Annotated in this window: 12 protein-coding genes and 1 pseudogene; 7 read left to right on the forward strand and 6 right to left on the reverse strand. The window is 59.5% G+C overall.

Features of this window, described 5'->3' with window-relative positions:
* From hpaE to ACI2JR_RS10365, 3 genes are read right to left on the reverse strand one after another with little or no spacing between them, the layout of a single operon-like run.
* Positions 1-1,467 carry a 5-carboxymethyl-2-hydroxymuconate semialdehyde dehydrogenase gene (gene hpaE / locus ACI2JR_RS10355; RefSeq protein ID WP_132730030.1) on the reverse strand — a complete coding sequence of 489 codons (1,467 nt, stop codon included), beginning with the start codon at positions 1,465-1,467 and terminating at the stop codon, positions 1-3.
* The gene (locus ACI2JR_RS10360) at positions 1,464-2,228 is read right to left on the reverse strand and encodes a fumarylacetoacetate hydrolase family protein (RefSeq protein ID WP_132730029.1); all 765 of its coding nucleotides are present in this window, start codon (positions 2,226-2,228) and stop codon (positions 1,464-1,466) included. The genes hpaE and ACI2JR_RS10360 overlap by 4 nt, the downstream gene beginning before the upstream one ends.
* Complete coding sequence (locus ACI2JR_RS10365; RefSeq protein WP_132730028.1) at positions 2,225-2,857, reverse strand: fumarylacetoacetate hydrolase family protein; 633 nt, start codon at positions 2,855-2,857, stop codon at positions 2,225-2,227. The genes ACI2JR_RS10360 and ACI2JR_RS10365 overlap by 4 nt, the downstream gene beginning before the upstream one ends.
* Before the next feature lie 288 nt (positions 2,858-3,145).
* Here ACI2JR_RS10365 and hpaR point away from each other — a divergent pair, with 288 nt between their 5' ends.
* Complete coding sequence (hpaR, locus tag ACI2JR_RS10370; RefSeq protein ID WP_132730027.1) at positions 3,146-3,598, forward strand: homoprotocatechuate degradation operon regulator HpaR; 453 nt, start codon at positions 3,146-3,148, stop codon at positions 3,596-3,598.
* A gap of 67 nt (positions 3,599-3,665) precedes the next feature.
* Positions 3,666-4,676, forward strand: a complete 1,011-nt coding sequence (locus ACI2JR_RS10375) for an Ldh family oxidoreductase (protein ID WP_462478486.1) — start codon at positions 3,666-3,668, stop codon at positions 4,674-4,676.
* 92 nt (positions 4,677-4,768) lie between these two features.
* Here the strand turns inward: ACI2JR_RS10375 and ACI2JR_RS10380 are convergent, their stop codons facing one another.
* Entirely contained in the window at positions 4,769-5,989 is a 1,221-nt protein-coding gene (locus ACI2JR_RS10380; RefSeq protein WP_462478487.1) for an amino acid deaminase, read from the reverse strand.
* Between the two features lie 79 nt (positions 5,990-6,068).
* Positions 6,069-6,213 (reverse strand): annotated as a pseudogene (locus tag ACI2JR_RS10385) (hypothetical protein).
* On the opposite strand from ACI2JR_RS10385, the gene ACI2JR_RS10390 reads away from it, so the two are divergent.
* The 5 genes from ACI2JR_RS10390 to ACI2JR_RS10410 all read left to right on the forward strand — a co-directional run bounded on the left by ACI2JR_RS10390 (position 6,191) and on the right by ACI2JR_RS10410 (position 11,164).
* On the forward strand, positions 6,191-7,630 hold the full coding sequence (locus ACI2JR_RS10390) for an amidohydrolase family protein (protein WP_462478488.1): 1,440 nt from the start codon (positions 6,191-6,193) through the stop codon (positions 7,628-7,630). The pseudogene ACI2JR_RS10385 and the gene ACI2JR_RS10390 sit on opposite strands and share 23 nt — an antisense overlap.
* Before the next feature lie 10 nt (positions 7,631-7,640).
* Positions 7,641-8,033: a RidA family protein gene (locus ACI2JR_RS10395; protein ID WP_132730023.1), complete on the forward strand. Its 393-nt coding sequence runs from the start codon at positions 7,641-7,643 to the stop codon at positions 8,031-8,033.
* 174 nt (positions 8,034-8,207) lie between these two features.
* Entirely contained in the window at positions 8,208-9,695 is a 1,488-nt protein-coding gene (locus tag ACI2JR_RS10400; RefSeq protein ID WP_462478489.1) for a sodium:solute symporter family protein, read from the forward strand.
* Between the two features lie 10 nt (positions 9,696-9,705).
* Positions 9,706-10,578, forward strand: coding sequence for a 2-dehydro-3-deoxygalactonokinase (locus ACI2JR_RS10405; RefSeq protein ID WP_462478490.1), 873 nt, complete (start codon positions 9,706-9,708; stop codon positions 10,576-10,578).
* Positions 10,565-11,164 carry a 2-dehydro-3-deoxy-6-phosphogalactonate aldolase gene (locus ACI2JR_RS10410; RefSeq protein ID WP_132730020.1) on the forward strand — a complete coding sequence of 200 codons (600 nt, stop codon included), beginning with the start codon at positions 10,565-10,567 and terminating at the stop codon, positions 11,162-11,164. Before ACI2JR_RS10405 ends, ACI2JR_RS10410 begins: the two co-directional genes overlap by 14 nt.
* On the opposite strand, the gene ACI2JR_RS10415 is transcribed toward ACI2JR_RS10410, so the two are convergent.
* A complete protein-coding gene (locus ACI2JR_RS10415) occupies positions 11,161-12,024 on the reverse strand; it encodes a MurR/RpiR family transcriptional regulator (RefSeq protein ID WP_132730019.1) in 864 nt (287 codons plus the stop codon). The genes ACI2JR_RS10410 and ACI2JR_RS10415 overlap by 4 nt on opposite strands.
* Between the last annotated feature and the right edge of the window lie 57 nt (positions 12,025-12,081).

A 12,081-nucleotide genomic window follows, 5' to 3' on the forward strand; every position in this document is an offset into this window, starting at 1 on the left:
TTATACGCCCCATTTCGGGATCGGATGGTCACCCATGGAAATACAGACGTTTTTCATTTCGGCGAACACTTCAAAGCTGTACTCGCCGCCTTCACGGCCGGTACCGGAGGCTTTCACACCGCCGAACGGCTGGCGCAGGTCGCGCACGTTCTGGGTATTGACGAACACCATGCCGGCTTCGATGCCGCGCGCCAGGCGCAGGACTTTGCTGACATCCTGGGTCCAGATATAGGAGGCGAGGCCATATTCGATATCGTTGGCCAGGCGCAGACCTTCCGCCTCGTCTTTAAACGGCAGCAGGCAGGCCACCGGGCCAAAGATCTCTTCCTGCGCGATGCGCATACGGTTGTCGACGTCCGCCAGCACCGTCGGGCGCAGGAAGTTGCCGCTTTTCAGGTGCGCTGGCAGATCGGACGGCTTGTCCGGGCCGCCGGCCAGCAGGGTGGCGCCTTCTTCGATTCCCAGACGAATATAGCCGGAGACTTTTTCCCAGTGCTGCTGGCTGATCAGCGCCCCGACCTGGGTATTGGGATCGGTAGGATCGCCGACGCGCAGACGGTTGGCGCGCTCCGCGAAGCGTTTGACGAACTGCGGGTAGATGCTTTGCTGAATGAAGATGCGCGACCCGGCGGTGCAGCGTTCGCCGTTGATCGAGAAGATGGTGAACAGGGCGGCATCCAGCGCGCGCTCGATATCGGCATCTTCAAAAATCAGCACCGGCGATTTGCCGCCCAGCTCCATCGAATACTTCTTCAGTCCGGCATTTTTCATGATATTGCGACCGGTGGCGGTGCCGCCGGTAAACGAGACCGCGCGGACGTCGTGATGACGCACCAGGGCATCGCCGGCGCTGGCGCCGTAGCCCTGCACCACGTTGAGTACCCCGGCGGGGATACCCGCTTCCAGCGCCAGCTCTCCCAGACGATCGGCGGTCAGCGGCGACAGCTCAGACATCTTCAGCACCGCGGTATTGCCCAGCGCCAGGCACGGCGCGACCTTCCAGGTGGCGGTCATAAACGGCACGTTCCACGGCGAGACCAGCGCGCACACGCCTACCGGTTGCACGAGGGTGTAGTTGAGCATCTTGTCGTCAACCGGATAGGTCTTGCCGTTCATCTGCTGGCACACTTCGGCAAAGAATTCGAAGTTGTGGGAAGCGCGCGGGATCAGCACGTTTTTGGTCTGATGGATCGGCAGGCCGGTATCGGCAGTTTCCATCGCCGCGATCTCCGGGACGTCGCGATCGATCAGATCGCCCAGGCGACGCATCAGGCGCGCGCGCTCTTTCATCGGCAGATTGGCCCATTTCGGGAAGGCCTCTTTCGCTGCGGCAACGGCCTGATTGACCTCGGCCTCAGCGCCGGAAGCCACTTCCGCCAGCACTTCACCGGTGGCCGGGTTGGTGGTATGGAAATATTCTGCGCTCGCGACGTTTTTGCCGTTGATCCAGTGGTTAATTTTTTTCATGACAGCTTCTCCTCATACGCTTGCTGGCTGATGATGCGGTTGACCAGGCGGCCGACGCCCTCGACTTCGACGATCGTTTCGTCACCCGGCACCACGTCGGACAGCCCTTTCGGCGTGCCGGTGGCGATCATGTCGCCCGCTTGCAGGGTCATAAATTCGCTTAAGTAAGCGATCAGGAACGGGACGCTGAAGATCAGATCGGCGGTGGTGCCCTGCTGGCGCAGCTCGCCGTTGACCCAGGTACGCAGGGTCAGGTTATGCGGATCCGGGATCGCCTCTTTGCTCACGATCCACGGCCCGATGGGGGTCAGGGTGTCGCGGCTTTTTACCCGTAGATTCGGCCGGTAGTAATTTTCCAGATAGTCGCGAATGGCGTAGTCGTTGCAGACGGTATATCCGGCCACGTACTCCATGGCATCGGCCTCGCTGACTTTTCGTGCGGTTTTGCCTATCACCACCACCAGCTCGGCTTCGTAATGCATGTATTCGACGTTATCCGGGCGTACCGACTCCTGCTGGTGGCCGATAAAGGTGTTCGGCGCTTTGATAAACACCAGCGGCTCCTCCGGCGGCTTAAACTCCAGCTCGCTGGCGTGATCGGCATAGTTCAGACCGAGCGCGAACAGCGTTCCGTCGGCGGGCGGCAGCCAGCGGAATTCGCCCTCCTGCAGCGTAGTGCCATCGGCGAGGCGCGGCTGGTTATGGTCATTGAGCCGGACGTCGTACACGTTGCCTTGCCATTCAATGCGTGCCTGTTTCATGCCAGTTCTCCTTCTGCCACAACCGGGTTTTCCAGCGCCGGGAAACCTTCGGCGAGGATCCGTACGCGATCGCCAGGGTGCAAGGTGACGCGATGGTGCGGAGTGCCAAGCAGAATGGCGTCGCCAGGGGTCAGGGTGGCAAACTCACTCAGCGCGCTTAACAGCTCGGCGGCATTGCGCTGTAGATCGCCGGTGCTCCAGCTATCCGCTTCGCGACCGTTGATCTCGGTAATGATGGTCAGATTGTCCACGTTACGTACCGGAGAGAGGGCGCCGATGGGGCAGAAACCGTCCCGGCATTTGGCTTTGATCGCCGGACGGTAGAAGCTCTCTTCCGGCAGGCTGACGTCATTGGCCAGCGCGTAGCCGGCGATAAACGCGGCGGCGTCATCGGGAGAGACCTTGCGCGCGGTTTGACCGACGATCAGCGCGACGGTAGCCCCGCTCTGTACGGTTTCGCCCTGCGGATACGGAATCGCCTCGCCGTCGCCGATGACGGTATTACGCGGTTTGATAAACCAGACCGCGGTTTTCGGCGGCGTTTTATAGGGGGCCTGTTGGAACGCGTCGCGCCAGGCGTCGAGCTGGCTGCGATGGTTGAGCGCAACGGCGAAGATGGTACCTTTCATTCACCACTCCTCTGGGACGGATATCGGATTCGAAGGGATTTCATTAATATGTTAATGATCATCTTTTATTCTTTGCGGAGAGGTTTGGCAAACAGAAGTGAATGTTTTGTGATCGGATTAACAATAAATTTACACATTTAATTTTTTATTTTTGTTAATCAATGTGTTATTTATTTTTATACCATCGGCTGGTACTTTTCAGGTGCAGAAACCGGTTGCGTCGTGGCAGGATAGACGCTAGTTATTAACTTGTTAATAGATTTCAGAGTGTGACGTAGAGGATATGTAATGCATGATTCGTTAACCATTGCGCTGTTGCAGGCGCGGGAAGCGGCGATGAGCCATTTCCGGCCGATCGTCAAACGGCATAATCTCACCGAGCAGCAGTGGCGTATTGTGCGCATCCTCGCGGAAAACCCGTCGATGGACTTTCACGATCTGGCGTTTCGCGCCTGTATTCTGCGCCCGAGCCTGACCGGTATCCTGACCCGTATGGAGCGCGATGGCCTGGTACTGCGCCTTAAGCCGGTTAACGATCAGCGCAAGCTGTACGTTTCGCTGACCGCCGCGGGCAATACGCTGTATGAAAGCGCGCAGGCGCAGGTGGAAGAGGCCTATCGTCTGATTGAAGAACAGTTCACCAGCGAAAAGATGCGGCAGCTGACGGCGCTGCTGGGGGAGTTTATCGCGCTCGGAAACCGCCAAAATGCCGGACGCGGTGAGGGTGATGAGGAAGAGTAGGTTAGCGACAGAGCTGCCTTTACCAGGCTAACTTTAGCTGAGATGAAAAAAAGTAGAGGAGAAGGTTATGGAATCGGTCACTCTTGCGTTACCCGAAGCTTACGCGCTGGCGATACGGGCGCTAAGCGCTAATGGATTCAGCGCGGATCATGCGGCGGCCGTGGCGCGTAACGTCACCGGCGGGGAGCGCGATGGCTGCGCTTCCCACGGCCTGTGGCGACTGCTGGGGATTATCGACACCTTACGCAAAGGCAAGGTCTCTCCGGACGCTGAACCACGGATTGACGACCGGGCGCCGGCGATTGTCCGCGTCGATGCCGGCGGCGCGTTTTCGCTGCTGGCGTTTGAACGGGCGCTGCCGCTGCTGGTGGCGAAAGCGCGACACAGCGGCATCGCTGCGCTGGCGATTAACCGCTGCGTGCATTTTTCGGCGCTGTTTGCCGATATTGAACCACTGACCGAGGCTGGCCTGGTCGGGCTGGCCTGTACGCCGGGTCATGCGTGGGTGGCGCCCGCCGGCGGCACGCTGCCGCTGTTTGGCACCAACCCCATCGCTTTTGGCTGGCCGCGGGACGACAGGCCGCCGTTTATTTTCGATATGGCGACCAGCGTGGCGGCGCGCGGCGAAATCCAGCTGCATCAGCGTGCCGGGAAGGCGTTGCCGGAAGGGTGGGGGATCGATAGCGCAGGTCAGCCGACCACGGATGCCGGGGAGGTGCTGTCCGGGGCGATGCTGACCTTTGGCGGCTATAAAGGCTCCGCGCTGGCGGCGATGGTTGAGCTGCTTGCCGGGCCGCTGATTGGCGATATGACCAGCGCCGAATCGCTGGCATGGGATGACGGCGCCGGCGGGCTGCCCTACGGCGGCGAGCTGATTCTGGCGCTGGATCCGCAGCGTTTTCTCGGCGCGCAGGCGCAGGAGCACCTCGCGCGGGCGGAGACGCTTTTTAGCAACATGCAGGCGCAGGGAGCAAGGCTTCCCGGTGAGCGGCGCTATCGCTGTCGCGAAGAAAGCGAACGCCAGGGCGTCACCCTCAGCCGTTCGTTATTTGACGAGATTTCCGCGCTGTGCGAATAGCTGAGCGGCCCGGTGGTTTTTTGGGGGGGACGGAGGAGCGGCGGGCCGGGCAGTAGCCCGGATAAGGCGTCAGCCGCTATCCGGGATCTTCATCAGAACAGCGTATCCAGCTCCTCCAGCACGTTGTACTCGTCATCCACCAGCAGCAGCGTTTTCCACTTGTCGAAGGTCAGGCACGGATGCGAGGTGCCAAAGACCACAATATCACCGACCTGCAGATCGCAACCCGGCGCCAGGCGCAACATACAGTGCTGATCCATAATCCCGACGCTGACCATCATCTCCGCCTGCAGCGGTAATGACCGGCCGTCGCGATAGTGGGCGATCGGCTGCGGGAGCCCGGCATCGAAGGCGCAGTCGCGCTTGCCGAAATTGACCACCGCACGATCCGCCTCCGGTACCGACTGCACCATCGCCATTAGCTCCAGCGCGGAGGTCAGATCGCCGCCCAGGCCACAGGCTATCGGATCGCGTGCAACCAGTTCCTGCTGGGCGACAGCATAGATCCCTCTGTCATGGGTGATATAGCAGCCCGGACGGATCACGAGCCGGCACTGCGCAGGTTTCTGCGCCGCCAGCCACACGTCGCACACCACGTCATACCAGACGGTGCCCGCGCCGGTCAGGATAAACTCGCCGTCGACCAGCGGCGCCATCTGGCAGGCAAGGGCGGCGGCCTGTTGCAGCAGCGCTTCGACCTGCGGCTGCGGGTCGTCGCCGTGCAGCACCCCTTCGTACAGTTCCAGGCCGCGGAGTTTCAGGCCCGGCAGGTCGCCCACCGCCTGTGCCAGCGCCCGCGCGTCGTCCACGCTGCGGCAGCCGCAGCGCCCGCCGGGGACGCCCAGTTCAATCAGGACGTCCAGCGTTTGCTGGCGCGCGTTAAAGAAAGCCGACAGCGTGCGGGCGTTCGCCAGACTATCCACGCAGCAGATAAAATCCACCGCGCGATAATGCGCCTTCAGCTGCGCCACCAGCTGCATGTTGGCCTTGCCGACCAGCTGATTAACCATCAATACCCGTTCAATTCCGCTGGCCATCGCCGCGCTGGCTTGCCAGGCGCTCCCCACCCCGATCCCCCACGCCCCCGCGCGTTGCTGCGCCTGGAAAATCCACGGCGTCATCGTCGTTTTGCCGTGCGGCGCCAGCGAAACACCGCGGGCATCGGCGTAGCGCTGCATCCAGCGGATGTTATTTTCCAGCGCCGTTTTTTTTACCAGCGCGGCGGGGAGACATACGTCTTCCGCCAGCAGGTTAGCAGGCGATGACATTACGGCGGATTTATGCGGGACAAGCGTATCGGAATGGTATTTCATAACACTATCCTTTAAGGGTTTACGTGCGGATATTAAGTGGGTATCAGTTATAACTGATTGATAAATATTATTTTAATACTTAAAAATTATTTGTTTTGAATAAAAGTATCACAAAATGATCTGGATTCTGCGTAGTTTTCCACTGTTTTTTCGCCTTGTAAATGGTTAACTTGTCGGCATAGTCGAAAGGGAGTAATTGCTATGAAGGTTGACTGGCTTTTCAAGAACGTCACGGTGATTGATGGGAGCGGCGGCCCGCAGTATCGCGGCGACGTGGCGGTGAAGGGCGACCGTATTGTCGATATCGCGCCGGCGTTACAGGTGACGGCTGAACGCGAGATTGACGGCCTGGGCCGCGTGCTGGCGCCGGGCTTTATTGATGTCCATACCCATGACGATATCAACGTCATTCGTATGCCGGAGTATCTGCCAAAACTGAGCCAGGGCGTGACGACGGTTATCGTCGGCAACTGCGGGATTAGCGCGGCGATGGCGACCATGCGCGGCGACGTCCCCGACCCGATGAATCTGTTGGGCGAGCAGGAGCTGTTTATCTATCCCACCGTCGAGGCCTACGCTCACGCGGTGGAGACCGCAAGGCCGTCGCTCAACGTGGGTACGCTGATCGGCCATACCGCGCTGCGTAATAACCATATGGACGATCTGTTCCGTCCGGCGACGGAAACCGAGATTGCCGGCATGCGCATCCAGTTGCGCGATGCGTTACGTCAAGGGGCGCTGGGTCTCAGCACCGGGTTGGCCTATGCCAGCGCATTTCACTCCACCACCGAAGAGGTGATGGCGCTGGCGGAAGAGCTGGCGGCGGAGAAGGGGGTTTACACCACCCATCTGCGTTCTGAATTCGAACCGATCCTCGAGGCCCTCGATGAAGCGTTTCGTATCGGCCGCCACGGTAACGTGCCGGTGGTGGTCTCGCACCATAAATGCGCCGGGGCAAAGAACTGGGGACGCACGCGCGAGACGCTGGCCTTCTTTGATGAGATGCGCCAGCGCCAGGAAATAGCCTGCGATTGCTACCCTTATTCCGCCAGCTCTTCAACCCTGGATATGAAACAGGTCACCGATGAATTTGACATTGTGATCACCTGGTCAGAATCCCGGCCGGAACAGGCGGGCAAAACGCTTAAACAGATTGCCAGCGACTGGCAGGTGAGCCTGCATGAGGCGGCGGGACAGCTGATACCTGCCGGGGCTATTTACTACAACATGGATGAGCAGGACGTACGTCGGGTGATGCGCTACCCCGTCACGATGATCGGCTCCGATGGTTTACCCAACGATCCGATGCCGCATCCACGGTTATGGGGCGCTTTCCCTCGGGTGCTCGGCCACTACAGTCGTGATGAGCAGCTGTTCCCGCTGACCACGGCGATTCACAAAATGACCGGGCTGTCGGCGGCGCGTTTCCGCTTGCCGCAACGTGGTCTGGTTAAAGTTGGCTATTTTGCCGATCTGGTTCTGTTTGATCCGCAGACGGTGCGCGATGTCGCCAGCTTCTCCGATCCGAAACAGCCCGCTGAGGGCATCGAAGCGGTGATGGTTAACGGCATCATGAGCTACGGCAGCGATAAAAAAATTACCGGGCGCGCAGGGCGTTTCCTGCGTCGTCAGATGGACTAAGGAGTGGAATATGAGCATTAAACGTTATGGCGTTGAAGGCGGTACCGGCACCGGCGGGCAGCATCTGCCTTTCGCCCGCGCGGTCGAAGCCGGGGGCTGGCTGTACGTGTCTGGCCAGACGCCGATGAAAAACGGGGAAGTCGTGGAAGGGGGGATTGTCGAGCAGTCGCGGCTGGCGATTCAGAACTGCGTCGATATTATGAGCGAAGCGGGCTATACCCTTGCCGATGTGGTGCATGTGAAAGTGATTCTGACCGACGCGCGCTACTTCCAGTCCTTCAATAAAGTGTTTCGTGAATTCTTCGGCGATCATCCGCCGGCGCGTATTTGCTGCGTTGCCGATCTGGTGGTGGAGTGCAAAGTCGAAGTGGATGTGACCTGCTATAACGCCGCGCGCGGATAAATAATCTTTCCCCACCGGCGGGTGGGGAATGACGCCTAAAAATGTGATAGCCGTGCCAGATTGCATCAAGCCATCGGCGCGAACGAGGTTGCTTTGCCTTTTTTCTGGCATCGTTACGATTAACTCATAATATTCAGCGGTTCGAATATTATTTATTATGCCTGGATGTGAGCAATGAATAATATGTCATTCCTGATTTGGTTTTCCGTTTATGCCTGCGCGATGATAGCTTTAGGCTGGTATGTTTCACGTAAGCAAAAGAACGGCGATGATTTCTTACTGGGGGGCCGCTCTCTGCCGATGTTCCTGACGCTGGGGTCGACGGTGGGGACTATGGTTGGCACCGGCTCTAGCGTGGGCGCCGTGGGCTTTGGCTACAGCAACGGCTGGGCGGGGATGCTGTATGGTCTCGGCGGCGCGGTGGGGATTTTGCTGGTGGCATGGTTATTTGCGCCGGTACGGAAATTTCGCTTTATGACCATGAGCGAAGAAATGTCGTATTACACCGGCGGCAGTAAAATAATTAAAAACCTGGTGGCGATACTCATTTTTATCGCCTCTATTGGCTGGCTGGGGGCTCATATATTAGGTGGCGGCTTATATCTGGCGTGGGCCAGCGGAATTGATATTAATGTCGCGAAAATTATTATTGCCCTGGCTTTTGTGGTTTACGTCGGGATTGGCGGTTATTCCGCAGTGGTCTGGATCGATACGATTCAATCCATTGTACTGTTCGTCGGATTTATTCTGATGGCGATTTTTGCCGTCCAGCACGTGGGCGGCTGGAGCCACATTCAGCAGGCGGTCGATCCGGCGGCGCAGAGTCTGTTTGCCGTCGATAAGCTTGGCGTCCTCCCCGCCCTCTCCCTGGCGGTGGTCATTGGCGTGGGCGTTCTGGCAACACCGTCCTATCGCCAGCGTATCTACTCGGCGAAAACCGTTTCCTCCGTACGCCAGTCCTTTACCATTACCGGCCTGCTGTACCTGGGGTTCTCCTTCCTGCCAGCGATTATCGGTATGGCGGTATGGACCATGAATGCGCACCTCGAAAATAGCGGTTTTGCCTTCCTGTTTGCTACCCAGGTACTGCCTCCGGTGCTGGCGATGGCGATCCTGATTGCCGGAATGTCGGCCAATATGTCCTCCGGCAGTTCTGACGCCATTGCCGCGGTGTCGATTATGCTACGCGACCTCTACACCCTGGTCACTGGCCATATGCCGGCGCCTGAGAAAGCGATTCGCCTGTCGCGCATGTTTCTCGTGTTGGTCATCGCCCTGGCGTTGGTTTTCGCCCTGACCTCGAACGACATCATTAGCTACATCACCAAAATGATCTCGATGATTATGTCCGGGATGTTTATCTGTACCATGCTCGGCCGCTTCTGGACGCGCTTTAACTGGCAGGGGGCGGTCGCCGCGCTGGTCGGGGGCGCAGGGGCGTCGGTGGCGGTTCTGATGGACAGCGACTGGCTGGCCTTCTGGGGCAACCCGTGCATTCCGTCGGTGCTGACCAGCCTGGTTGCTTCCATAGTGGTCACCCTGGTGACGCCGGCCAGTAGCATGAGCCGCGAAGAGGCGCTGGAGATGATTACCCGCGAACGTGAAAGCCGTCCGGCGGCACCGCCGTTGCCGATTGGTAAACGTCAACCGTCGCAGAGCTAAGGGAGGCGCAATGAAAAGCTATATTGCCGTCGACTGGGGCTCTACGCAGCTTCGCGGCTGGCTGATTCGTGACGGAAAGTGCGTGGAGACAAAACGGCTACCCCTCGGGATCACCCGGCTCAACGGGCAGGCGCCGGCGGAGATTTTCCGCCAGCATCTGGCGCCGTGGCGCGGTGACGCGGCCCTGCCGGTGGTGATGGCCGGGATGATCGGCAGCGACGCGGGCTGGCAGCCGGTACCCTATCTGGCCTGCCCGGCGGCGCTTGATGCGCCTGGACAGCATTTGTTTGCCGTCGCGGACGCGGTGTGGATTGTTCCTGGCCTGAAGGTTGAGCAGGTCGGAGATTACAACGTGATGCGCGGTGAAGAGACGCAGCTTCTGGGCGCAGCGCAGATGGCCCCGGCCGATTGCTACGTGATGCCGGGCACGCACTGTAAATGGGTGCAGGTAGAGGACGGGATGGTACGTCATTTTTCCACCTCGATGACCGGCGAACTGCATCATCTGCTGCTTAATCAGTCGCTGATTGGCAAGCAGCTGCCTGCCCAGCAGACGGACGCGGCAGCATTTGAGCGAGGGCTGGAAAAGGGTATCGCGACGCCGTCGCTGGTGACGGAACTGTTCGGCGCCCGTGCGGCCCGGGTGTTGGGCGGACTGCCGTCGGCATCGGTCAGCGACTATCTCTCAGGGTTGCTGGTTGGCGCGGAGGTGGCGGCATTTAGCGCACGCTACCGCGGAGATCGCATCACGCTGGTGGGCTCTCCGGCGCTAACCGACCGCTATCGCCTGGCGATGGCGGCCCGAGGTATGAAGGTGAACTGCTGTGGCGGGGATGAGGCGTTTTTACGCGGTATGGCGAGGATAATGAATGGACAGGCTTAAACTGGTGGCGATCTTACGCGGCATTCGTCCCACAGAAGCGGCACAACATGTTGATATGCTGATTCGCGCGGGCTTTCGCTATATTGAAATCCCGCTCAACTCGCCGGACTGGCAGGACAGCATTCCACAGATGGTGCGGCAGTTTGCTACCCGGGCGACGATTGGCGCGGGGACGGTGCTTAACGTCGGGCAGGTCGATGTTCTGGCGCAGGCCGGCGCGAAGCTGATTGTGACGCCCAATACGCAACCGACGGTCATTCGGCGGGCGGTTGAACAGGGGATGTTGGTTTGCGCCGGCTGTGCGACCGCAACGGAGGCCTTTAGCGCGCTGGATGCCGGAGCGCAGTGGCTCAAGATCTTTCCGTCATCCTGCTTTGGCCCGGACTATATTCGCGCCCTGAAGGCGGTACTGCCGCCGGATGTGCCGGTGCTGGCGGTTGGCGGCGTGACCCCGGATAACCTTGCCGACTGGGTGCAGGCGGGCTGTGCCGGGGCGGGATTAGGTAGCGACCTGTATCGTGCCGGGCAGACGCCGGAACGTACCCGTGAACAGGCCCGGCGCTTTATTGCCGCCAGCCAGGCTTAATCGCCCAGCGGCTGACGGTCGACGCCGCCGCGGTGGCTGTCGAGCGCCAGCTTGATGCGGCGCAGCCGGTCTTTCGCCTGCGGTTTGTTGGCCATCGCCAGTTCGGTGGCCAGCACATCGACCATCGCCAGCATGGCATAGCGGGAGGTGCTGGGTTTGAAAATATAGTCGTTTTCACGCACCAGCAGCGGTAAGACCAGATCCGCTTGTTCCGCCAGCGGCGTACCTGCCGGCGTAATCGCGATCACCTTCGCGCCATACTGCATGGCGATCGCCGCGCTCTCAACGATCTCTTTGGTATACCCCCCGAGCGACAGAACGATAACCACATCTTTTGGCGTGACGGCGGAGCTCATCATCCGCGCCAGCAGGCCGTCGTTCTGACTGACCACCGGCAGGCCCAGACGGAACAGGCGATACTGAATCTCCTGCGCGCAGATGGTTGAACCGCCGCCCATGCCGATAGCCAGAATTTGTCGCGCAGCGCTGAGCCACGAAACGGCGCGCTTCAGCGCGTCGATATCCAGCGCCCGGCGGTTGGTTTCCAGTACCCCGATGATGGATTCGTAAATCCCCTGTACCCCTTCCAGATCCGGCACATCGAGAATAAAACGCTGACCCACGGCCAGCGATTGCGCCAGCTTCATCTTCAGCTCACGAACATCCTTGCATCCCAGCGCCCGGGCAAAGCGGGTGACGGAGGCCTGGCTGGTACTGGTCAAACGGGCGATTTCGGCGATAGGTAACTCTGCCGCCGCGGCGACATCATCGAGAATGAACTGGGCGATCCGCTTTTCGGTGACGGTCAGCTCGAGAAAGCGGTCGGTGATGCAGGAAATGATATCAATCGAGTAGGCCATACAGAGTACCAGACGGTAAATTTAGCATGATACTTTGTACCATATTCAGCCGCTAAA

It is taken from the genome of Klebsiella sp. NPDC088457 (genome assembly GCF_044900465.1).
Taxonomy (GTDB): Bacteria; Pseudomonadota; Gammaproteobacteria; order Enterobacterales; family Enterobacteriaceae; genus Klebsiella.

Coding starts and splice junctions, on each gene's coding strand:
- ACI2JR_RS10365 (WP_132730028.1), bottom strand. CDS start 2,857: ATGAAAGGTACCATCTTCGCCGTTGCGCTCAACCATCGCAGCCAGCTC.
- ACI2JR_RS10405 (WP_462478490.1), top strand. CDS start 9,706: ATGAAAAGCTATATTGCCGTCGACTGGGGCTCTACGCAGCTTCGCGGC.
- ACI2JR_RS10380 (WP_462478487.1), bottom strand. CDS start 5,989: ATGAAATACCATTCCGATACGCTTGTCCCGCATAAATCCGCCGTAATG.
- ACI2JR_RS10410 (WP_132730020.1), top strand. CDS start 10,565: ATGGACAGGCTTAAACTGGTGGCGATCTTACGCGGCATTCGTCCCACA.
- ACI2JR_RS10415 (WP_132730019.1), bottom strand. CDS start 12,024: ATGGCCTACTCGATTGATATCATTTCCTGCATCACCGACCGCTTTCTC.
- ACI2JR_RS10375 (WP_462478486.1), top strand. CDS start 3,666: ATGGAATCGGTCACTCTTGCGTTACCCGAAGCTTACGCGCTGGCGATA.
- ACI2JR_RS10360 (WP_132730029.1), bottom strand. CDS start 2,228: ATGAAACAGGCACGCATTGAATGGCAAGGCAACGTGTACGACGTCCGG.
- hpaE (WP_132730030.1), bottom strand. CDS start 1,467: ATGAAAAAAATTAACCACTGGATCAACGGCAAAAACGTCGCGAGCGCA.
- ACI2JR_RS10395 (WP_132730023.1), top strand. CDS start 7,641: ATGAGCATTAAACGTTATGGCGTTGAAGGCGGTACCGGCACCGGCGGG.
- ACI2JR_RS10390 (WP_462478488.1), top strand. CDS start 6,191: ATGAAGGTTGACTGGCTTTTCAAGAACGTCACGGTGATTGATGGGAGC.
- hpaR (WP_132730027.1), top strand. CDS start 3,146: ATGCATGATTCGTTAACCATTGCGCTGTTGCAGGCGCGGGAAGCGGCG.
- ACI2JR_RS10400 (WP_462478489.1), top strand. CDS start 8,208: ATGAATAATATGTCATTCCTGATTTGGTTTTCCGTTTATGCCTGCGCG.